This is a genomic window from Arthrobacter sp. Z1-9 (assembly GCF_054792695.1).
Map to the genome: position 1 here is coordinate 3,744,972 of NZ_CP096456.1, position 20,727 is coordinate 3,765,698.

The window sequence follows — 20,727 nt, forward strand, 5'->3', positions numbered from 1 at the left end:
GGTGGAGGGGCGGCTTCCACCACTTCCCGCCCTGCTAGTTCTGGTGTACGGGGGCCCAGGCGCCCGTGCTTACGGTCTCCGGTACAGCCACGTCGGTGTCGAAGCGGTCGAGGCGGAAGGACTTCAGCACCGGGGATGGGGTTCCGGTGAGAATTTCCTCGGCAAGGAGTTCACCGAGGATAAGCCCGAGCGTTGCACCCGAGTGCGTGAACACCGTGGACAGTCCTGCGATTGAAGGCACCGGGCCGACCACCGGTTCGCCGTCGCCCGGAATGGGTTTCAGTCCTGCTCCCACACGCTGCGCGGTCAGCCGGGGATTCCCGGCGAGCACCTTTGAGGCCTCGTCGAGCAGACCCTGCACCGATTCTTCGGGCACCGTGAAGGAACCGTCGTCCTCGACAATCACCGACTGCTCTGCCCAGTCGGCATCGAGTACGAGCCGTCCGTCGGGCGTGGGCCGCACCGCGACGCGGGGGGTATTCAGCACCGTGGTTACCTTGACGTCGATCGGGTCGGTGAACAGCACGAAGGCTGCAGGTGTGGCATCTGGAACCGTGACGCCCAGGGCCGCAAGCTGGGCCGGAACATCACCGCCGGTGGCGAGCAGTACGTGGTCAGCCGCCAACCGTGTCCCGTCTCCGAGTATTACGCCTGCGGCTACGCCGTCCTGCACGTCAACGCGCACATCGCCGGCGTGCTCGATGATCCGCGCGCCGTTGCCCGCCGCTTCAGCCACCAGGGCAGGGATGAAGTCCGGCATGTTCACCCAGCCTTCGCCCGGGTTGTAAATCGCGCCTTCTTCGGCCACCGCATCCGCGTTCACGTCCGGCGCGATCCGGGGCACATCGTCACGGTCAATCCAGAGGGAGTGGTACCCGGTTGAACGTTCGAAGGCGAAGGTGTCACGGAAGGTTTCATCGGGGCCGGCCCACTTCATTGCGCCGTCGAACCGGATGTAGCCGCGGCTCTCGGGGTGGTGCGCGCTCCAGGTACGGTAGCGGTCGATGGCAAGCATCCGCAGGTAGTGGTATTCGGCGGAGCGGGCACCTGATGAGTTCAGCCAGGCGATCGAGCGGCTTGAGGCGCCACTCGCGAGCGGCCCGGCTGTTACAAGTGTTACCTGCGCGCCGCCCCGTGCGAGGTGCATGGAGGTCGCTGCGCCAAGGATGCCGCCGCCGATGACGATGACATGTTTGGCTGGAGCTGTGGAGGACATGGTTCTCCCTTTCTGGATGTGTTTGGGACGATGATGGGCGCAGGGCTGCACATGGCATGCCCCTGGCTGCTCGGTTCGCCTGCAGCTAGGCGAAGGCGTGAATTTTTTCGATGATCCGAAGGACTTCAAGGGACTGGGCCGGGTTGACCGGCAGCGTTCCCTCGCCGCGAAGGGCGGCGGCCAGTTCTGAGTAGAACCGGGGGTACGCCCCTGTCTCGGCGGGCACGCGCGTGGTGGAACCGTCGATGCCCAGGACCCCCCAAGCGTCCTGGGGCTCCACGCCGTACGAGGGGTCCAGCGGGGACATGCCCGCTGCCAGGGCGGGTTCCTGGTGGTCCAGGCCCCACTTGGTGTAGCCCGCCTGGGTACCCAGGACGTGGAAGCGGGGGCCCACCTGCGGCGCCATGCCGTTCATCCACAACCTGGACCGGACACCGGATTCGTGAAGCAATGACACGAAGGCCTCCGTGTCGGCTCCGTCCGGATGCGGACCGTGGTTTGCCGTTTCCCCGTAGCTTTCGTCGACCGGACCAAACAGCTGGACTGCCTGGTCTATCAGGTGGGCGCCGAGGTCGTGGAGGATGCCGCCGCCTTCCGTGAGGGAAGCGGTGTCGCGCCAGTTTCCGAAGCCTTCGGGCCGCCACCACTCAAAGCGGGACTCGAAGCTGCGGACCTGGCCCAGGGCACCTTCCCGCAGCAGCTTCTGGAGGGTCAGGAAGTCCGCGTCCCACCGGCGGTTCTGGAATACCGTCAGCTGCACACCGGCGTCGGATGCGCGTGCCATGACCTCCTCGCCATGGGCTGAGGAGGTCACGAACGGCTTATCCACCACAACGTGGAGCTTGTGGGCCATCGCTGTCGAGGCAAGGTCGAAGTGGGTGAGCGGCGGGGTTCCGAGGATTACCAGGTCAAGATTGCCGGAGAGGGCGAACAGGTCCTCCGGCCTTGGAACTACCCGGGCCTGGGGGTAAAGCCGGGCCGCCTCAGCAGTACGGGCTGGATCAGCCGTGACAATGACATCAAGTGAATACGCAGGGTCCGCCTCGAGAAGGGGTGCGTGGAAGACGCGCCCGGAGATTCCAAAGCCGACGACGGCGGTACGGATGGGTGCGGCGGCTGCTGTCCCCATCACAGGACCTCGGAGAGGAAGCGCTGGAGGCGTTCGCTCTTGGGGTTGTCGAAGAGGTCGGCGGGGGTGCCGGCTTCGACGACTTCTCCTTCGTCCATAAAGACCACCTGGTCAGCCACCTTGCGGGCGAAGCCCATTTCGTGGGTGACGACGAGCATGGTCATTCCGCGGCGGCCGAGTCCTGCCATGAGGTTCAGGACGCCTTTGACCAGTTCCGGGTCCAGGGCGCTGGTGGCTTCGTCGAAGAGCATGACTTCCGGTTCCATGGCAAGGGCGCGGGCGATGGCGACGCGCTGCTGCTGTCCGCCGGAAAGGTCCCGGGGTCGGTGGTCGGCGCGTTCGGCCAGGCCCACTTCTGCCAGGCGGCGGCGTGCGCGCTCCCGTGCCTCTGCCTTGGACATCTTCTTCACGCTCCACAGGGCCAGGGCCACGTTTTCCAGGGCCGTGTGGTCCGGGAAGAGGTTGAAGTGCTGGAACACCATGCCGATGCGGGCGCGGAGGATGTCGGGGTTGACCTTCAGGGCGCTTTCGCCGGCCAGGAGCACGTCCCCGCTCTTGGGTTCATGCAGGCGGTTGACTCCGCGCAGGAGGGTGGATTTGCCTGAACCGGAGGGCCCGATGATGCAGGTGGTGGTGCCTGGTTTTACGGTGAGGTTGACGTTGCGGAGGACCTCGATGTCCCCGTAGGCCATGGTGAGATTCTGCAGTTCCAGGCTGGAGCCGTGGAAGGTCTCGATGTCTGGGGCTGTGTTGCTGCGTGAGGTGTTGCTGGCGAGGCTCATGTGTTGCTCCCGGTGATCAGCGGCGAGGCCGCGTCGAGTTCTTTGACTTCCTTCAGGCCGCTGGTAGGCGCTGCGGGCCGGCGACGGCCGGTGCGGAACCTGTTATCGAAGTAGTTGACCAGGTGGGTCAGCGGCACGGTGATGACGAGGTAGAAGATGCCGGCCATGACCAGCGGGGAAAGGTTTCCGGAGAGCACTGCGGCGTCCTGGCCGACGCGGAAGAGTTCGCGTTCGCTGACCAGCAATCCGAGGAAGTAGACGAGTGAGGAGTCCTTGACGATGGCGATGAACTGGTTCACCAGTGCCGGCAGGACGCGGCGGACGCCTTGGGGAATGACAACGAGTGCCATGGATTTGGCGTAGCTCATGCCGAGGGCGCGGCACGCCTCGCCCTGGCCCTTGTCAACGCTTTGGATGCCGGCGCGGAAGATCTCACCGATGTAGGCGCTGGCGATCAGGCTCAAGGCGATGATGCCCAGCGGGTACGGCGAGGGCCCGAAGATGGACTGGCTCAGCCGGGCGAACCCCTGGCCAATCAGCAGGATGGTCAGGATGGCCGGCAGGCCGCGGAACAGGTCCGTGTAGATGCGGGCCGGAACGCGCAGCCATTTGGAGGGGGAAATGCCCATCACGGCGATGATCATGCCCATAAAAACACCCAGGATGGTTGCCGCGATGGAAATGATCAGGGTGTTCAGGAGCCCGACTCCGAGGAGTTGCGGGAAGACTTCGGCCATCGCCTTGAAGTCGAAAAAGGTGCGGATGATGGTGTTAAACCAGTCCATGGTTGCTCTCAGACGTAGTTGGCTTATGAATCCCGGGCGGACCGCGAACCTGCGGTCCGCCCGGTTAGTTGCAGCCGGCTGGTTTCCGGCTTATTCGGTGAGGCGCTTACTTGGTTGCGGCTGGTGCGGGCGTTGCCGTCTGCTCGGCCTTGGGCAGGTACTGCTCGGGCATCGGGGAGCCCGGGAACCACTTCTGGTACAGCGTCTTCCAGGTGCCGTCCTCCATGGCCTCTGCAAGGGCCTTGTTCAGGGCTTCCTTGAAAGCGGTCTTGTCCTTGGCGACGGCGAAACCGGCGGGTGCGTCGAAGGACGGGATGTCGGCAACACTGACCAGGCCGTGCTGCTCGGTGTAGTCCTTGGCGGCTTCGTAGTCCAGGAAGTGGGCGTCAGCCGAGCCGCTGTTCACGGCTGCGATTGCTGAGTTGTTGTCCGGGAAACGGACCAGGTTCGCGGTGGTGAAGTTCTTCACGGCGTAGGCTTCCTGCAGTGTTCCCTGCACCACGCCCAAGCGCTTGCCGGAGAGGCCATTGGTGTCCTTGATGCCGGAGTCCTTGGTGGTCAGGACGGTCAGGTAGCCGGCAAGGTAACCGTCGGAGAAGTCCACGGTTTCCTTGCGCTTTTCGGTGATTCCGATGGCCGCCACGCCGACGTCGAACTGGCCGTTGGCCACGGCGGGAAGGATCGCGGAGAAGTCCTGGCCGGTGAAGACAACGTTGTCCACTCCAGCCCGCTTGGCGACGTCCTTGAAAAGCTCAACATCGAAACCCGTGAAGTTGCCCTGCGCATCGGTGAACGTATACGGCTTCGAATCACCCAGGCTGGCAACCCGGACAGTACCCGCCTCGATCAGCCCATAAGGGTTGTCAGCTGTGGATTGAGCGGGAGTTGACCCCGCGCAGCCCGACAGCGCCAGGAGAGCCGCGACGGCGGCCGCGACCATAGCCGCGGGGCGGAAGTTGAATCGTGTGCTCAAGGTTTTTCCAATCGTGGGAAGCAGTTTGGCCCTTAGGCCCTTATTGGTGTTGCTGGCTTTGGTATTGCTTGCTGAGTCCGGTCTCAAGCGCTACGGTTGAGACCGGGCTCACATGGGGGTTGGTAAAAATGTAACTCAAGCCACACCGGCCGTCAAGGCCGGTTTCGGAAAGGCAGAAATGAGCAGCAACAATGCCAGGCGCCGTGACGTCACAGTTGCGGATGTGGCCAAGGCGGCGAGCGTCTCCAAGGCACAAGCTGCGCGGGCGCTGGGTAATTACGGGGCCGTGAGCGACGATGTGCGGGAGCGTGTCCTGGCCGCAGCGGAGGAACTTTCCTACCGCCCGAATGAGCTCGCGCGCAGCATGAACACGGGAAAATCACACACCATAGGTGTGGTGGTAGGTGACATCGAAAACCCGCACTTTGGTCTGGCCACGAGGGGAATTACCGATACCGCCAAGAAGAGCGGCTACAACGTCATCCTGGTGAACACGGACGAGGAACAGGCTGCGGAAATCGAGGCGGTCCAAGTTCTGCTGGACAAGCGGGTGGATGGCCTTATCGTGGCTCCTGCATCGTCCAACGAAACAGAACATTTACAGCGTGTTTACGAGTCAGGGCGGCCTCTGGTCCTGCTTGACCGGGCGGCCAACGGACTCGCGGCAGAAACCATCGCTGTCAATATGACCGGGATCGCCTACGAATCCACAAGGTATCTGCTGGACTCCGGCCACCGCAGGATTGCCTTCATCTCAACGTTGAAGTCCGACTCGACGTTGAGCCCGGAGACCCAGGTGGATTCTTCACAGATCTCCGAGCGGCTGGACGGCATGTGGCGGGCATTTGAGGAGAAAGGACTCTCGTTTCCCCACGATTTGGTACGGCTCAATGCCGGTGATGAAGACTCCATCCGAACCATCACGCGCGAACTACTCCTCCTTCCGGAGCCGGCGACGGCCGTCGTGGCATCAGACGGACTCATTGCCCTCGGCGTCCTGGCGGCCATACAGGAACTTGAACTCTCAATCCCCGACGACGTCTCGTTCCTCATGTACGACGACTTCGCATGGACACGGCTCACTACGCCGCCGCTGACAGTCATTGCCCAACCCGTCTATGACATAGGGGCCGCCGCTGCCACTGCTTTGATCCGGCAGATTGAAGGACGAAAAGCATCCGAGAGCGCACCCGCTCTTGAAGCACGGCTGATACAGCGAGGCTCAGTGGGGCCAGCCAAGGTGTTATCTCCTTCGTAGGCCGGCGCGGGCTCAGCCCCGTTTGTACTCCTGCGGTCAGTACCGGCGGAGGCCGCGCTGTAACGCTTTCAGAATTAGGGCACGAAACTTTGCATTTTCGGTTCTAGGTAATCTTCTTTTAGGTCGCCTAAATTCCCTCACTAGCCAAGATGCAATGCCACACGAACGCCGTCTACGAACGGACTCCAGTTGACATAATCTCGGTTATCGGCGCTTAGAAATGGCCGGGGGAGAGGTCTGAAATAGCCCTCCGCTTATCTACCGCCCGGTAGGATGGTCAGCGCCATCCGGATGAGGGTGGCGTTATTGGGGGAGAAGTAATGAAAGTTCCAGTCAGGCATGGGCTCGGCAGAAAAATCATGACGGCGGCTGCCGCACTTGTGCTGCTCCCCGGCATCAGCGGCTGCAGCCTGTTCCCGTCGCCGCCGCCTCTGCCGGATATCGCTCCGGCGACGCCTGTGTCGGCGCTTCCGCCGGAGTGCCCCTTCGTTGGCCAGAACGACCTAACGCCGGTCCGGATCCCCCTGGGCACCCCGCGCGAGACGATCGGCAGTGTCCTGAACGCCTACAGCGGCTGGTTCAATGCCGGTTCCGAGCTGATCGCCGCCTGGAGTCCAGGCACGGCCGTCCCTGAGAGCTGTGTTGAGCGGCTCGCCGCAAGGAACGCGGAGGCCTACTCGGCCACCCTGTTCACCACGCACAGCGACGTGGCCTGGCAGCAATACTTCACCTCTGTAAAGGTGATGAACCAGCAGAACCTGGCAGCGGTCCGCTCTGCCGAGCCGGAGGGCAGCGGGCGGGGGAAGTTCGAACTCTTGCAGGAGATCGATTCGAGCGCCACAGACAGCGGAACGTTCGTGAAGTTTGATGCCGTCTACCGCCCCGTGGTGGCCGGCCAGGGCAATTGGGAGGACCTGGACAAGCCGACCCGCTGGTACGTGGAACTGGTCCCGGCGGGAGAGTTCCTGGTCATCAACTACATCGAGACCAAACCCGCCGCCGGTTAGAAACTCTCGTTAATCAACCAACTGGTGTTGCTGTGAGTGCATATGGCTAGTCATACCGACGTGCAACAGTGACCCCTGAGGCTGCGGTTTGCATTTGGACTCAAGGAATTAGGCGCTTCTTCCTGACGCCCGCGGTCATTTTTTCCTGAGCGACTCAGTGAGTTGACGAAGGACGGCCCCCGCTCTCCTCGCATCGTCCTCGGTCCAGTCCAATAGATGCTCCTGGAACATGGTTGACCACTGGCTTTGCAGGTGCTCAAGTTTGTCCACGCCCAGCGGTGTTAGGGCTACGACGTGGGCCCGGCCGTCATCGGGATCCTTCCTGCGGACCACCAAACCCTGTTCCTCCAACTCCGCGATTTGGCGGCTGAGGACTGGAGTACCAACACCAAGTCGCCCGGCGAGCCTGGTGGCCCGGCACTCCCCCTCATTTACCAGTCGAAGTACGAAATGCAGAGCTGGGCCAGTTCCTTCCCCTCGCGAGCTGGTTGAAGTGATGCAACGCACTGCCCGTTGGAGATCAAATATCTCGGACACCAGATTCGCTGCCGTGCCGGGATTCAGTGTCATTTCGGTAGTCCTAGAGAGCCGCGAAGAAGTCCACTGACTCAAGGTTTAATGTTTCGTGGCTACTCGGGGCCGTTGAGCTGGAGGACCTGCTTGAGAGTTCAGCGTGGTCCGCTGGAGCGGCCTTCGCTTCGCTGGCTTCTTCATGATCTGTTATTGGGGCCTATGCGGTCCCGCGAATCGATAAGGCCGCGGAAACTACGTTCTGGATGGGTGCTGCGATGTCCACCACGACGCCGGGTTCGTCGCCTGCTAGTGGTTCCAGCGTGGCGAGCTGGGATTCCAGCAGCGCCGGCGGCATGAAATGCCCTGACCGCCCTTCAGTCCGTGCCCTCAACACCTCCTTGCTGCCGTGCAGGTGCAGGAAGACGGTGTCCGGAGCCTGCTGCCGGATGGCGTCACGGTAGCTGCGGCGCAGCGCGGAGCAGGCCAGGACCATGCCGCCGTCGCCCGCGTCTGCCAACTGGCTGCCCACGGTGGCGAGCCATGGCCAGCGGTCCTCGTCGGTCAGGGGCGTCCCGGCCGCCATTTTGGCCACGTTCTCCACAGGGTGGAGCGAATCGCCGTCGAGGAACGGGATGCCAAGTTCCCGTGCGACGAGGTCGCCGATGGTGGTCTTGCCGCAGCCGGAGACCCCCATCACGATGACGCGGAGCTTGGGCTGCCCGGCCTGGGGGTTGGAAGTGTTCACCAGTCGTGGACCGTTCCGTCGATGAGGCGGTTGTAGGGCAGGTAGGCCTGCTGGTAGGGGTAGGCGGCCGCGGCTTCCTCGTTGAATTCGACGCCGATGCCGGGCTTGTCGCCGGGGTGCAGGTAGCCGTCAACGAAGGTCATGGACTGTTCGAAGACCTCGTTGGTCTTGTCCGAGTGCTGCATGTATTCCTGGATGCCGTAGTTATGGATGGCCAGGCCCACGTGCAGCTGCGCGGCGAAGCCCACCGGGGAGATGTCGGTGGGGCCGTGGAAGCCGGACTTGATCTGGTACTGCGCGGCGAAATCCATGACCTTCTTCAACGGCGAGATCCCGCCGAAGTGGGTGGACGCGGCGCGGACGTAGTCGATCAGCTGTTCCTTGATGATGGTCTGGTAGTCCCACACGGTGTTGAAGATTTCACCGATCGCCAGCGGCGTGGTGGTGTGCTGCCGGACCAGGCGCAGGCCCTCCTGGTTCTCGGCCGGGGTGCAGTCCTCGAGCCAGAACAGGTCGTAGGGTTCCAGGGCCTTGCCCAGTTTGGCGGCCTGGATGGGGGTCATGCGGTGGTGGCCGTCGTGCAGCAGCGGGATCTCGGGGCCGAACTCGTTCCGGACGGCCTCGAACACGGTGGGCAGGTGGCGCAGGTAGGCGCGGGTGTCCCAGTCCTCCTCCAGGGGGAAGGTGCCCCGCCCGGCGGGCTCGTAGTCGTAGCGTTCGCCGGAGGCCTGTGCTTGGGCGGCCACGCCGTAGACGGCGTTGATGCCTGGGACGGCGGTCTGGATGCGGATGGATTTGTAGCCGAGTTCCAGGTGCTCCCGCACCGAGTCGAACAGGGCCGGGATGTCCGAGCCGGAGGCGTGGCCGTAGGCGCGCAGCCCGTTCCGGGAGGCACCGCCCAGGAGCTGGTACACCGGCATGCCGGCCATCTTGCCCTTGATGTCCCACAATGCCATGTCCACGGCGGCGATCGCGGCCATGGTCACCGGGCCCCGGCGCCAGTAGGAGCTGCGGTAGAGGAACTGCCAGGTGTCCTCGATCCGGTGCGGGTCCTTGCCGATCAGCAGCTGCGCAACGTGCTCTTTCAGGTAGGCGGCGACGGCGAGCTCGCGGCCGTTCAGCGTGGCATCACCAATACCCGTCACGCCATCCTCGGTGGTGATCCGGAGGGTCACAAAGTTCCGGGAGGGGCTTGTCACAAAGACTTCGGCGGCAATAATTTTCACGGCAAATCCTTTCGAGGGGAGGCAAGTGCCTGAGTTGAAGTGGAGGCGGGCTTGTCGAAGCTTCCCTGCAAGCTCTCGATGAGTTGGACCACGGAGTCGTTAGCGGCCAATGTCGGGTCAACCAAGGCCAGCAGGGCACGGGTCCGGTTGGTGTCGGTTAGCAGATTGGCGGCGTCCACGGCGTCAGCCAGCGGGTCTTCAAAGGAGGCGCTTGCAGCGGTGTAGTCCATCCAGGCCGCGATCATGGACGCAGCGGCAGCACCGGACCTGCCGGTGGCACGTTCGGCCTGCAGTACCGGCACCGCGCGCATGCGCAGCTTGGTGCTACCGTCCATGGCGATCTGCGTCAGGTTGTGGGCAATCCTGGCGTTGCCAAAGCGTGCCAGGAGCGCGGCACGGTACTCCGGGATCTGCAGCCCACCGGGAAGGTTGGCTTCGGCTTCGTCCCAGAAGGCTTCCACTGCTCTGCGGCATACTGGGTCCGCCAAGGCCTCCGCCACGGTGCTGTGGCCGCGCAGCTGACCCGAGTAGGCGAGCAGGGAATGTGCGCCGTTGAGCAGCCAGAGCTTCCGGTTCTCATACGGTTCAATATCGTCCACGAAGAGGGCGCCGGCGTCTTCCCAGCGCGGCCGTCCGGCGGGGAAATTCCCACTCAGCACCCAGCTGGAGAAAGGTTCGGCCACGACCGGTAAATTGTCCCGGTAGCCGCAGGCATCCCGGACGTCGACGATGTCCTCCTCCGTGGTCCGCGGGGTGATGCGGTCCACGGAGGTGCTGACGAAGCTGGCGTTGCTGTCGATCCAGGCGGCCAGCCCGGCATCCAAGGCAACGGCGAAGCCGGCCACGGCCTCCCGCGCAACGGCCCCGTTGTTGGAGAGGTTGTCGCAGCAGACCACTGCGATGGGCCCGGCCCCGGCGTCGCGGCGGGCGGCGAGTGCCAGCACCAGCCGTCCCAGCGGTGTGGCCGGGTGCCCGCTGCCGGAACCCAGCAGGGCAATGTCAGCGGCGACGTCGGGCGCTGCCGTGTCGAGCTTTCCGTCAGTGCCCAGGCCGTAGGCGGCCTCGGTGATGGTCAGGGTGACCACTGCTGTGCCGGGCGCGGCTACCAGCTCGGAAAGTCGCTTTACGTCGGCTCCGTCCACCGCTTCAACGATGCTGTCAACCACAGTGAACGAGTCGCCGGTGTCTGCCCGTTCCACCAGGGTGTACAGCCCGTCCTGGTCAGCCAGCGCGAGGGCGGCATCGGGGCGGCGGCCGGTGAAGGCGGCAATCCCCCACTCCGCGGCGTCCCCTGCCTGCTGGGTGTACCAGGCCTGGTGGGAGCGGTGGAAGGCTCCCAGGCCCAAATGGACAATGCGGACCGGGGCTTTCGGGGCAGGGCGGAGTGCGCGGTCCAGCTGTGGATAGTCCGTGGCCGAGGAGGGGACACGCAGTTCAGTGCTCATAGCTTGAACACCCGGCGGGGTGAAGCATCTACGATGTCGACGATGAGTTCGTGGGCACGGTTCTCGCTGACACGGTGTTCCGCCACCAGCCGGGCCAGGAACGAAGCCTCGATGCGGCGGGAGGCGTCGTGGCGGGCGGGGATGGAGCAGAAGGCCCGGGTGTCGTCGATGAAGCCGGAGGAACGGGAGAAACCGGCCGTCTCGGTGACCGCAGAACGGAACCGCAGCATCGCGTCGGGGGCGTCCAGAAACCACCAGGGCGCGCCCAGGTAGACGGACGGGTAGAAGCCGGCCAGCGGGGCGAGTTCGCGGGAGAACACAGTCTCGTCCAGCGTGAAGAGCACCAGGTGGAAGTCCTTCGCGGTGCCAAAGTCCTGCAGGACGGGCCGGATGGCCTCCGTGTAGTTGATAGCGAACGGGATGTCATGCCCGGTGTCCGCGCCGAAGGCCTGGAATGTGGGCTCGTGGTGGTTGCGGTACGAGCCTGGGTGAATGGTCATTACCAGCCCGTCCTCGACGGACATCCGGGCCATCTGGTACATCATGTGGGCTTCGAAGTCGGCGCGGTCCTGCGCCGTGGCCTTGCCGGAGCGGGCACGGTCGAACAGCTTCGCCGCATCCGCGGCGACCAGCTTGAGCGTCGCCGGCGTCAGCACACCGTGATCCGCCGAGACGGCACCGTGCTCCACAAAATAGCGCCGCCGGTTCTCCAGGGCGGTGAGATAGGCGCCATAGCCTGTGCCGCCGTCGCCCGCTGCTGCGATCAGCCGGTCCACGTTCTCGGACCACGATGGGTGGGCGATGTTGAGGTAGGCATCGGGGCGGAAGGTGGGCAGGACACGCCCGTGGAAGCTCGGGTCCTGGGCGATGGCCTTGTGGCTTTCCAGGCTGTCCAAGGGATCATCCGTGGTAGCCAGGACCTCGATGTTGAAATCCTTGAACAGCTCCCGCGGCCGGAAGCCGGGTTCCTGCAGCTTGGCGGCAATGGCTTCATAACTGGCATCAGCCGACATATCCCCCAGGTCAGTGCCCAGCTTGAACACGGAATCGAGCTGTGTGCGCAGCCAGTAGCCCGAGGCCGTGCCTTCAAACAGCGGCCAGGATTCCACAAACGTCCGCCAGACCTCACGCGATGTGGGTGCGGTCGCCGCTCCATCCCGCAGCCGGTCCATGGGGACTCCGCTGGCATGGATCAAACGGGTGACATAGTGGTCAGGGCTGACCAGAAGGGCGGCAGGATCGGGGAACGGTGTGTTCTGTTCGATGACTGCGGCGTCAACGTGGCCGTGCGGGGAAATGATGGGCAGGTCCTGCACACGCTCCAGCAAGGAACGCGCGATGCTACGGGTTCCGGGATCTGCGGGCAGGAGCCTGTCAGGGTGGGCGGCAATCAACTGTGACAAACTCATCGGCTCACTCAGCCTTCACTGCTTCACGAACCGTGACTTCAGGAAAGTAGCTTCGAGTCGTGGAGACGTCTACAGGTTGGTCGCCAAGAACCGTAAAGGATCCATGAGCCCGGAGGTCGTCCGAGGCTGAGCCCACCCAGACTGAAACCTCTCCTGGTTCGACGACGAATCGGCCGTCCCGGGCAGTGTGTCCCAGCTGGGAGCCCCGGACTTTATAACTGACTTCGGCCTCTTCGCCGCTTTCAAGTTCTATTCGCGCGAATCCTGCCAGCTGTTGTGCAGGGCGGGTGATTCCTGTTCCCAGCAGGCCGACGTACAGCTGCGGAACTTCTGCACTGCGGATTGTTCCTACGTTGCGGACAGGGACAGTTATCGTTACTTCCTGCTCTGCAGTGATTGCCGCCGGTTCGATCCGCAGTTCGCCGTATTCGAACTCGGAGTAGCCCAGCCCGTGCCCGAAGGCATACAGGGGGGTGCTTGGCATGTCGGCGTAGGCTTTGGCCATGTCGATACTTTCACGGCGGTAGCCGCTGCCTCTTTTCTGCGCCTGGTAGATCGGTACCTGGCCTGAGTGCCGGGGAATCGAAAATGGGAGCTTGCCTGAAGGAGCAGCGAGCCCGAAGAGTACGCGGGCGAGTGCCGTGGCCCCTTCCGGGCCTGGGTAGTAGGCGGTCACCAGGGCGGGGAGGGCCTCATCCACACCGGAGAGCCCGTACGGGCGCCCCATATAGAGGACCGCGGCGGTAGGCTTCCCGACTGCGGTCACTTCCTTAACAAGCTGTACCTGCCGTGCGGGGAGGTCGATGTTTGCTGAGTCCGTGCCTTCACCTTCTGTGGTTGTTCCGGAGAAGGCGCCCGCCCTGCCGCCGATAGCGAGGATGACCACGTCAGCCGCTGATGCGGCAGCCACGGCCGCCTCAATGTCGTGCGGATCTGAATCGAGGACGCCTGTGCCGGAAACGGTGACGACCTCCGCTTCTGGCATGAGCATCCCGACTGCCTCTGCCAGGCTCTGGCTCCCATATTCTTCGCGGACAACCTTCTCCAGATCGAGGTTCTCCATGGCACTGATGCGCTCTGCGGCAGCCTTTTTCATGTCCTCCGGCATGCCATCGAGCGCCCCTTCCATTCCGACCATCCGCGATCGGCCGGTCATCATCCCCTTGATCATTTCCAGAGCAGTGGGATATGTGTAATTGGCGAAGTTGACCATCACGGAGTCCGCGTGCGGGCCAATGACCGCGATGCGGCGAACACCTCGGTCAAGCGGCAACAGATTGTTTTCATTCTTCAACAGGGTTACGGACTGGGCGGCCAGTTCCTCCGACAGCTCACGGCCTTCCTTCGCCACGGACCTCAGCAGGATTGGATCCTCGTTTACAAAAGGGTCCTCAAACAGTCCGAGTTCGAATTTGTGGGTAAGGACCCTAAGAACAGCCCGGTCCACCAAAGTCTCATCGACCATCCCCTTTTCCACGGCCGTGGCCAGTGCCGGTCCGTAGCCGTGAGCGCTTGGCAGTTCGACATCCAGGCCAGCGGTCAGTGACATCGCTCCCGCTTCCTCAGGAGTTCGTGCCACCCTCTGCCGTTCAACCAGATACTGAATGGTGCGGTAATCAGCCACCACGGTCCCTTCAAAGCCCAGCTTCTTACGAAGCAGGTCCGTGAGCACGGCCGACGATGCTGCTACCGGTACACCGTCTATTTCCGAGTAGCTGTTCATGACGCTGCGAAGGCCAGCCAGGCGGATGGCAGCTTCAAAGGGCGTTGCGTAGACGTCGTAGAGTTCCCGCATTCCGAGTTGCGTGGCAGCAAGGTTCTGGCCTGCTTCCGTCATGGCATAACCAAGGAAATGTTTGGCTGTGGCCAGAACACCCTGACGGAGATCCTCCCCCTGCAGGCCCTGCACAAAAGCCACGCCCATCGCCGAGACGAGCAGGACTTCTTCGCCATACGTTTCATGCACCCGGCCCCAGCGGGCGTCCCGTGCCACGTCCAGGACGGGCGCCAACCCCTGACGGATACCGAGTGACAGCATCTGCCGCCTGGTCAACTCTGCCATTTCACGGACTTTGTCCGGATTCCAGGTCGCAGCCAGACCGATAGCCGTAGGGAAAGAGGTGTGGCCTTCTGCAACAACACCATTGAGCGCTTCGTTGTGCAGGATGGCGGGAATTGCCAGGCGGGTGGAGTCGCGCAAAAACGACTGGATGTCATTGTTCATCTTGGCCAAACGCTCAGGTCCACCGCCTGCCATGCCTACGCCGGAGATGTGGCCGATGCCCTGGCTGAGGTGCCGTTCCAGTTGCCCTTTGGCAATTCCGTCGGCTCCAAGGAGCGGCTGCGGCAGGATTCCAACCAGCTGCATGGTTTTCTCCGCCAGAGTCATGCGGCTCAGCAGGTCCGACGCACGCTCGGCTACGGGGAGAGAGGGGTTCTGGTAAGTCATCGGTGACCTTTCGTGTGGCTCGCATGCCGTAGTGCGGCTATCAACGGACCCGCTACTGAATATAGTGACGCGTTTCGAAATTCATCGTAGCATCTTCTTGGCAATCGGTTTCCGTTTTTCGGGTCCTAATTTGTCGCGTTTCACGCATGGCTTTACCGGCTTGGGGTTCAGGTGAGCGCAACGTTGGAACGTGCGGGTTTTTTTGCAGCGAGGCTGCCGGCTACGTTGATGTCCGACTGCTTCCCGCAATAGGAGCCCTCCCGCCCCGCCCGGTCGCCAGGGGCGCCGCGATATCGTGAACCTGCGTGGAGTTGATGGACATCCCCAAGGGGGCACAGATCTCACCATCTTTGAGCGCAGCCGTCACAGGACACGGCAGCAGCGGCCCGCCGCCGGCGCCTTGACGTGGTTGGAGTTTTCATCATGCGGTTCCCGAAGGCAGGGTCCCCCTGCTTTCAGTGCCTTAGCGCGCCGGGGCGGAACCGGTGCCCACCCGACAGGTAAGCCTCGAGCGGGCCTGGGCTCTAACTTGACGACGAGCGTGCGTGGCCTGGGCCCTGCACGCTGCGTCGAATTCGGTTGCTACAAACGAGAAACCAGTTCCCTGGGTTGCTTCCCTCAACCCTCAGCCGCTTTGGCGTGCCATGTGGCGCGCGCCGCGCAGACCAAACACGACGGCGGGTCCGATGGTCGAGCCCGGGCCGGGATACGTCCGTCCCATGACGGAGGCGGAATTGTTGCCGGCGGAGTAGAGGCCCTCAATGACGGTGCCGTCTTCACGCAATGCCCGGGCATCGGCGTCGGTGACGACGCCGCCCTTGGTGCCGAGGTCTCCGATCACCACTTTGAATGCGGTGAATGGGCCCTTTTCAAGGGGACCCAGGCAGGGATTGGGGTGGACCGTGGGGTCGCCATAGTAGCGGTCGTAGGCTGAGTTGCCGCGGCCGAAGTCGCCGTCGACACCGGAGCGGGCGAAGCCGTTGAACCGTTGAACTGTCGCTTCCAGCTGAGCTGTATCCACGTCAAGCTTCGCGGCGAGCTCGGCGAGCGTGTCTGCCTTGACCATGATCCCCGCGTCCTTCATGGCCTTGTTGTTCTTCGGGTCCATCGCGAAGGTGCGCAGGTAGCGCCGGGCATGCCGCGCGTCGCCGACAAGCCAGTACGGGCCGTCTTTGTCATGCTCGAGCATATGGTGGCCGAGGTCAACGTAGGACTCGGACTCGTTCACGAACCGGTCACCCTTGGCATCCAGGATGATCGAGTAAGGCAGTGCTCGCTCACCGACTATGAAGGCGGGGCCGTGGCCGGGCGCCGCGGCGATTGATCCGCCCCACCAGGCGTCGTCCATGAGCTCAAGTGCTGCGCCGTTATCCTGCGCGATCTCGATGGGACGCCCGAGGTTGCCCGGAGCGCCGGACGGGGCGCCATCAATTCCGTGGTGTTTTTGGCGGAGGTCCTTGTTGTGGTCAAAACCGCCGCCGGAAAGCATCACGCCACGCGCGGCACCGATGGTGAGGGGCTTGCCATCCCTCGTAATCCCCACCCCTGCGACACGGCCGTCCTCGACGATGAGTTCCTGCAGCGGGGCGTTCAGCCACAGGTCGGCACCTTGCTTCTGGACGACGACGTCGAGGAACGCAGCGGCGAATCCTGCGCCGATGCCGGCGAGTCTCTTACCGGCGACTACGCCGCCGAGGGCGCGGAAGACCAGCTGCGCCCCGCGGATGAAACCGGCAGGGGTCGACCAGGCGCGGCCCAGAAGCCATATGTCGTCGGTCTTAATCGGCAGCGCGGCGGGTGCCTGGCAGGTTTTCCACCAGTGGCCAATCTTCTTGACATCGAACGGCTTGACCTCAAGGCTGCGGCCGATTTTGCCGCCCGGGAGTTCGGGGTAGTAGTCCGGGTAGTCCGCCGCGCGCACGAACGTCACACCGTACTTCTCCGCGGTGTTGATGAAGTCGTAGACGCCGTCGACGAACGCCTCCTTGCGGGCGCGCGTCGTGGCGCGGCCCTCCTCGCCGACCGTCGCCTCGAGATAGGTCAGCGCCTCGCCGCGGGAGTCGCCGGCGCGGTCGCGCTGCATCAGCGGGTTATTGGGCAGCCACATGCCGCCCCCGGACATGGCCGTGTTGCCGCCCCACTTTCCGGTGCTTTCCAGCAGGAGGACCCGCAGGCCCTCATCGGCGGCGCCCATCGCTGTCGCCAGCCCCGCGGCACCTGTGCCGACGACGACGACGTCATAGCTGTGGTCAAAAGGCTTTGACTCTGACATGCCTTGCTCCTTCAGTTCGTGGGCGCCGGTTCCGCTTTTGACTCGGGACAGGCTTTGGACGCGGACGACGACGGAACCTCCGCCGTCGTCCGCTTCAGTTCATTACAGGGCTGACCAGCCGCCGTCGGAGGCAAGGATGGCGCCGTTGACGTTGGTGCCGTCCTCGCTGAGCAGGAAGGTGATGGATGCAGCGAGCTGCGCGGCTGTTGCCGGGGTGGGGATGTTGGCCTGCATGAGCGGGCCAAGGCGCTCTGCGGCCATCCGGGATCCGAAGTTCGCCTCGATGCCGGTGATGGTGGGGCCGGGAGCCACCGCGTTGAAGCGAAGCCCCTTGGGTCCATAGATCACCGCGGAGTTCTTGGTGAGGCCGACGACGGCGTGCTTCGAGGCGGTGTAGGCGGCGCCGGCGGCCGAGCCGCGGATGCCCGCCTCCGAGGAGACGTTCACCACCGAGCCTGTGCCGGCCTCGAGCATCAGCGGTGTCACGGCGCGGGTGAGGCGCATCAGCGCGGTGACGTTGATCCGGAACACGCGGTCCCAGAGTTCATCATCCACCTCATGGATGGGGGCGAAGTTGTCCATGATCCCGGCGACGTTGGCCAGGGCATCCACCCGCCCGTCGGCCGCGGCAACAACGGCGGCGACCGTTTCTTCAGTGGAGATGTCGCCGGCCACAGGCACCAGGTCCAGGCCGCGATTCTCTTCCACCAGCACGTCCAGGCGTTCCTTGCTGATGTCGGCGGCGATGACCTTGCCGCCCTCCTTCGCAATACGCAGGGCAGTTGCCTGACCGATCCCGGAGGCTGCACCGGTGACGATGATGGTTTTCCCTGCAAAGCGGTTGTTGGTGATGGCTTCTTGCCACGTGGCTTCGTTGCCCATGATGTCCTTCCAGACGCTGAGTAGATTCGGCGATGGCCGTGCCACCCACCTTATGACACGCTGTGTCATTATGGAAGGGTGAATACTGGTGGGATGCCTTCGGATAACCTGATCACCCCCACACGCGCCCGGGGGCGGCCGGTGAGCATCGACCCTGACGCCGTAGCAGCTCTCGCGCTGCGCATTTTTGCTGAGCACGGGTATGAGCAAACCTCCATGGAAGACATCGCCCGTAAGGCAGGGGTCGGGCGCAAGACCCTATACCGCCATTTCGCCAACAAGGCGGACCTGGTGTGGGGCGGGATGGGACCGGCGATCCAGGCCTCCGTGCCCCTATTGGACGCGCCTCCAGCTCCTAATGCGACAGCCCAGGAGATCCTGAATGGCCTTCGTGATGCGCTGATTGCCGGTATTGACGCACTCCCGGACCTCGCGGTTACCCGCGGACGACTGCGGCTGATCGCGGAACATCCGGAACTGATGAGCCGAAGCTACGAATTTTTGGGGGCGCAGCGTGATCGGACACGCTCCTACCTGACCGCCCGCGGCATCTCGGAGACTACAGCACGATATTTTTGCGCTGCCCTCATTGGCGCTTCATTTGAGGCCTGGCTGCAGTGGGCTATCGGCCACGACCCGGCGCCTACCGCCCAGCTCCAGGCAGCACTGTCAGTCCTGCATCTGGACGCGGCCTGACTCATTCCCGCAGCCCATCCCCCGCCTTCCAGCCCGGTTCCGATTGTCGAACCCGCATCAAGCACCCCCTCATGACCCGATCGCGGCTCACGGGGGCACGCGCTGACGCTGAGTCCCGCAACGAAAGCAGGACCACAGGTACCAAAGCTGAACCTCGCCGTGAACAAGGCGTTAAGCCGCCCCCTAAAAAAAATAACCGCAATCGGTTGTCAGCGCCCCCAAAGGATGTTTCACTGGTTTCAGTACGAAATTAGAAATACGTTACTAATTTCCGCGAGGCCCCACCGCAGGCTGACACTTTGCGGTGCAGGCAACTCATTCCATGACCAAAGGAGTTCTTGTGAACACCCGTGTGATCCGACCTCGATTCCGTTCCGGGATCGCTACCTCAGTTGCAGCAGCTGTTTTGCTGGCCATGACTGCCTGCTCTGGCAGTCCCGCTCAGGAAGAGGCCGATTCCGGTTCGACCGGCGCCAACTCCAATGCCACCATAGCTCTGGCGGTCAATGCAGCTCCGGCTTCCCTTGATCCCGCCCAGCTCCAGGAGGGTCAGCAGACCTATGTCTGGGGCTCCGTCTTTGACACGCTCCTTTATGTTGACAACGCGGGCAAACTCCAGCCAAACGCAGCGGAAAGCTGGAAGCTCTCAGACGATGGCATGACATTGTCACTGACCTTGCGGGACGGACTGACGTTCAGCAACGGCGAGCCGGTGACGGCAAAAGACGTCGCGGGAACACTGGAGCGGACCCGGACCACGCCAGGCCAGCAACAGGGCAAGCTGGATGCTGTCGAGTCCATTGAAGCCCCGGACGACAAGACCGTCGTCCTGAAGTTGAAGCAGCGCGACCCCTCGCTTCTTCACAACATGGCGCTGGCAGCAGGCGTCATCGGTGACCCCGAGACCCTCGACGACAAAACCAGCGCGTTGAACCCTACGGGATCGGGCCCGTACACGCTTGATCAGAGCGCGACAGTTGCAGGTACCACCTACGTGTTGAACCGCCGCGACGACTACTGGAACGCCGAGGCGTACCCCTTCAAGACCCTGACTGTCCGGGTCATCCAGGACCGCACCGCCGTCTTTAATGCGCTGCAGGCCGGGGAACTTGATGCCGGAAACGTTGAGGCCCAGCAGGTCCAGCAGATCGAGGGCGCGGGCTTTAAGACCAAGAAGGTGGAAGCGACAGCTGTTGCCAACCTCGTACTTGCCGACCGCGAAGGCACGATCCTGAAGCCACTGGCCGACGAGCGGGTGCGCAAAGCCATCAACATGGCTTTTGACCGGGAGAAGCTGGTCCAGCAGGTCCTGCGCGGATCCGGCAAGGCAACCGTGCAGATCTTCAATCCCAAGGGTGCAGCCTATGACCCCTCGCTGGATGACACCTACAAGCTCGACCCCGCCGAAGCCAAAAAGCTGCTTGCAGAGGCGGGATACGCGGACGGGTTTGAGGTCACTATGCCGAGCACTGTGATTTCGAAGTCCTTCGAACCCCTTATCACCCAGCCACTGGCTGACATTGGCATCAAGGTGACCTGGGAGCCGGTTCCGCCCCAGAATGCCGCCGCTGCCGTTTCCTCGAAGAAATACCCAATGGTGTTCTTCATCGACGGACTCAACGTGACCCAGCGCGAACTCCAGAACAACTTTGGTGACACCGGGTTCCTTAACCCCTTCGGCACTGAAGACCCCGAACTGACGGAGCTCGCCTCCCAGGTCTCCCTGGAGTCTGATGAAGCCAAGGCCTCCGAGCTCTACAAGAAAGTCAACGCGCACATCGTAGAGAACGCCTTGACCTCGCCATTGTTCTACCTCGGCACCATCTGGGCGACCAAGGATGGCATCGAGTATCTCGGTGACGGCTCAAACACCTCGAGCACCATCCGGGCGTTCAACACCACGAAGTGATAACGGAGAGCCCCGGGCGTGGTTTGCCCGG

At 63.3% G+C, this 20,727-nt stretch carries 17 protein-coding genes; 4 read left to right on the forward strand and 13 right to left on the reverse strand.

Annotated elements, in window-relative coordinates; genetic code table 11:
• Positions 1 to 34 precede the first annotated feature (34 nt).
• The 5 genes from M1D93_RS17385 to M1D93_RS17405 form a co-directional block, all read right to left on the reverse strand.
• Positions 35 to 1,216, reverse strand: a complete 1,182-nt coding sequence (locus M1D93_RS17385; RefSeq protein ID WP_461172702.1) for an NAD(P)/FAD-dependent oxidoreductase — start codon at positions 1,214 to 1,216, stop codon at positions 35 to 37.
• Between the two features lie 85 nt (positions 1,217 to 1,301).
• Positions 1,302 to 2,345 carry a Gfo/Idh/MocA family protein gene (locus M1D93_RS17390; RefSeq protein ID WP_461172703.1) on the reverse strand — a complete coding sequence of 348 codons (1,044 nt, stop codon included), beginning with the start codon at positions 2,343 to 2,345 and terminating at the stop codon, positions 1,302 to 1,304.
• Positions 2,345 to 3,127 carry an amino acid ABC transporter ATP-binding protein gene (locus M1D93_RS17395; RefSeq protein ID WP_461172704.1) on the reverse strand — a complete coding sequence of 261 codons (783 nt, stop codon included), beginning with the start codon at positions 3,125 to 3,127 and terminating at the stop codon, positions 2,345 to 2,347. The genes M1D93_RS17390 and M1D93_RS17395 overlap by 1 nt, the downstream gene beginning before the upstream one ends.
• Positions 3,124 to 3,912, reverse strand: a complete 789-nt coding sequence (locus M1D93_RS17400; protein WP_461172705.1) for an amino acid ABC transporter permease — start codon at positions 3,910 to 3,912, stop codon at positions 3,124 to 3,126. Before M1D93_RS17400 ends, M1D93_RS17395 begins: the two co-directional genes overlap by 4 nt.
• Positions 3,913 to 4,018: 106 nt before the next feature.
• Positions 4,019 to 4,852: an ABC transporter substrate-binding protein gene (locus M1D93_RS17405; RefSeq protein WP_461175057.1), complete on the reverse strand. Its 834-nt coding sequence runs from the start codon at positions 4,850 to 4,852 to the stop codon at positions 4,019 to 4,021.
• A 211-nt stretch (positions 4,853 to 5,063) separates the two neighbouring features.
• On the opposite strand from M1D93_RS17405, the gene M1D93_RS17410 reads away from it, so the two are divergent.
• A complete protein-coding gene (locus M1D93_RS17410; protein WP_461172706.1) occupies positions 5,064 to 6,143 on the forward strand; it encodes a LacI family DNA-binding transcriptional regulator in 1,080 nt (359 codons plus the stop codon).
• A 320-nt stretch (positions 6,144 to 6,463) separates the two neighbouring features.
• A complete protein-coding gene (locus tag M1D93_RS17415; protein WP_461172707.1) occupies positions 6,464 to 7,150 on the forward strand; it encodes a hypothetical protein in 687 nt (228 codons plus the stop codon).
• A gap of 135 nt (positions 7,151 to 7,285) precedes the next feature.
• Here the strand turns inward: M1D93_RS17415 and M1D93_RS17420 are convergent, their stop codons facing one another.
• From M1D93_RS17420 to M1D93_RS17455, 8 genes are all read right to left on the reverse strand, one after another.
• Complete coding sequence (locus M1D93_RS17420) at positions 7,286 to 7,720, reverse strand: MarR family winged helix-turn-helix transcriptional regulator (protein ID WP_461172708.1); 435 nt, start codon at positions 7,718 to 7,720, stop codon at positions 7,286 to 7,288.
• Between the two features lie 160 nt (positions 7,721 to 7,880).
• Positions 7,881 to 8,408, reverse strand: coding sequence for a gluconokinase (locus M1D93_RS17425; RefSeq protein ID WP_461172709.1), 528 nt, complete (start codon positions 8,406 to 8,408; stop codon positions 7,881 to 7,883).
• A complete protein-coding gene (gene manD, locus M1D93_RS17430; RefSeq protein ID WP_461172710.1) occupies positions 8,405 to 9,634 on the reverse strand; it encodes a D-mannonate dehydratase ManD in 1,230 nt (409 codons plus the stop codon). The genes M1D93_RS17425 and manD overlap by 4 nt, the downstream gene beginning before the upstream one ends.
• The gene (locus M1D93_RS17435; protein ID WP_461172711.1) at positions 9,631 to 11,079 is read right to left on the reverse strand and encodes a mannitol dehydrogenase family protein; all 1,449 of its coding nucleotides are present in this window, start codon (positions 11,077 to 11,079) and stop codon (positions 9,631 to 9,633) included. The genes manD and M1D93_RS17435 overlap by 4 nt, the downstream gene beginning before the upstream one ends.
• Positions 11,076 to 12,488, reverse strand: coding sequence for a glucuronate isomerase (gene uxaC / locus M1D93_RS17440; protein WP_461172712.1), 1,413 nt, complete (start codon positions 12,486 to 12,488; stop codon positions 11,076 to 11,078). The genes M1D93_RS17435 and uxaC overlap by 4 nt, the downstream gene beginning before the upstream one ends.
• Before the next feature lie 4 nt (positions 12,489 to 12,492).
• Positions 12,493 to 14,937, reverse strand: coding sequence for a beta-glucosidase family protein (locus tag M1D93_RS17445; RefSeq protein ID WP_461172713.1), 2,445 nt, complete (start codon positions 14,935 to 14,937; stop codon positions 12,493 to 12,495).
• Between the two features lie 625 nt (positions 14,938 to 15,562).
• Complete coding sequence (locus M1D93_RS17450; protein WP_461172714.1) at positions 15,563 to 17,209, reverse strand: FAD-binding protein; 1,647 nt, start codon at positions 17,207 to 17,209, stop codon at positions 15,563 to 15,565.
• A 102-nt stretch (positions 17,210 to 17,311) separates the two neighbouring features.
• A complete protein-coding gene (locus M1D93_RS17455) occupies positions 17,312 to 18,091 on the reverse strand; it encodes an SDR family NAD(P)-dependent oxidoreductase (RefSeq protein ID WP_461172715.1) in 780 nt (259 codons plus the stop codon).
• 93 nt (positions 18,092 to 18,184) lie between these two features.
• Here M1D93_RS17455 and M1D93_RS17460 point away from each other — a divergent pair, with 93 nt between their 5' ends.
• On the forward strand, positions 18,185 to 18,787 hold the full coding sequence (locus M1D93_RS17460; protein ID WP_461172716.1) for a TetR/AcrR family transcriptional regulator: 603 nt from the start codon (positions 18,185 to 18,187) through the stop codon (positions 18,785 to 18,787).
• A 415-nt stretch (positions 18,788 to 19,202) separates the two neighbouring features.
• Positions 19,203 to 20,696, forward strand: coding sequence for an ABC transporter substrate-binding protein (locus M1D93_RS17465; RefSeq protein WP_461172717.1), 1,494 nt, complete (start codon positions 19,203 to 19,205; stop codon positions 20,694 to 20,696).
• Positions 20,697 to 20,727 lie beyond the last annotated feature (31 nt).

Excerpts from the sequence above, each read along its gene's own strand:
- M1D93_RS17385 (WP_461172702.1), bottom strand. The coding sequence starts at position 1,216 with ATGTCCTCCACAGCTCCAGCCAAACATGTCATCGTCATCGGCGGCGGC.
- M1D93_RS17390 (WP_461172703.1), bottom strand. The coding sequence starts at position 2,345 with ATGGGGACAGCAGCCGCCGCACCCATCCGTACCGCCGTCGTCGGCTTT.
- M1D93_RS17395 (WP_461172704.1), bottom strand. The coding sequence starts at position 3,127 with ATGAGCCTCGCCAGCAACACCTCACGCAGCAACACAGCCCCAGACATC.
- M1D93_RS17400 (WP_461172705.1), bottom strand. The coding sequence starts at position 3,912 with ATGGACTGGTTTAACACCATCATCCGCACCTTTTTCGACTTCAAGGCG.
- M1D93_RS17405 (WP_461175057.1), bottom strand. The coding sequence starts at position 4,852 with ATGGTCGCGGCCGCCGTCGCGGCTCTCCTGGCGCTGTCGGGCTGCGCG.
- M1D93_RS17410 (WP_461172706.1), top strand. The coding sequence starts at position 5,064 with ATGAGCAGCAACAATGCCAGGCGCCGTGACGTCACAGTTGCGGATGTG.
- M1D93_RS17415 (WP_461172707.1), top strand. The coding sequence starts at position 6,464 with ATGAAAGTTCCAGTCAGGCATGGGCTCGGCAGAAAAATCATGACGGCG.
- M1D93_RS17420 (WP_461172708.1), bottom strand. The coding sequence starts at position 7,720 with ATGACACTGAATCCCGGCACGGCAGCGAATCTGGTGTCCGAGATATTT.
- M1D93_RS17435 (WP_461172711.1), bottom strand. The coding sequence starts at position 11,079 with ATGAGCACTGAACTGCGTGTCCCCTCCTCGGCCACGGACTATCCACAG.
- uxaC (WP_461172712.1), bottom strand. The coding sequence starts at position 12,488 with ATGAGTTTGTCACAGTTGATTGCCGCCCACCCTGACAGGCTCCTGCCC.
- M1D93_RS17445 (WP_461172713.1), bottom strand. The coding sequence starts at position 14,937 with ATGACTTACCAGAACCCCTCTCTCCCCGTAGCCGAGCGTGCGTCGGAC.
- M1D93_RS17450 (WP_461172714.1), bottom strand. The coding sequence starts at position 17,209 with ATGTCAGAGTCAAAGCCTTTTGACCACAGCTATGACGTCGTCGTCGTC.
- M1D93_RS17455 (WP_461172715.1), bottom strand. The coding sequence starts at position 18,091 with ATGGGCAACGAAGCCACGTGGCAAGAAGCCATCACCAACAACCGCTTT.
- M1D93_RS17460 (WP_461172716.1), top strand. The coding sequence starts at position 18,185 with ATGCCTTCGGATAACCTGATCACCCCCACACGCGCCCGGGGGCGGCCG.
- M1D93_RS17465 (WP_461172717.1), top strand. The coding sequence starts at position 19,203 with ATGACTGCCTGCTCTGGCAGTCCCGCTCAGGAAGAGGCCGATTCCGGT.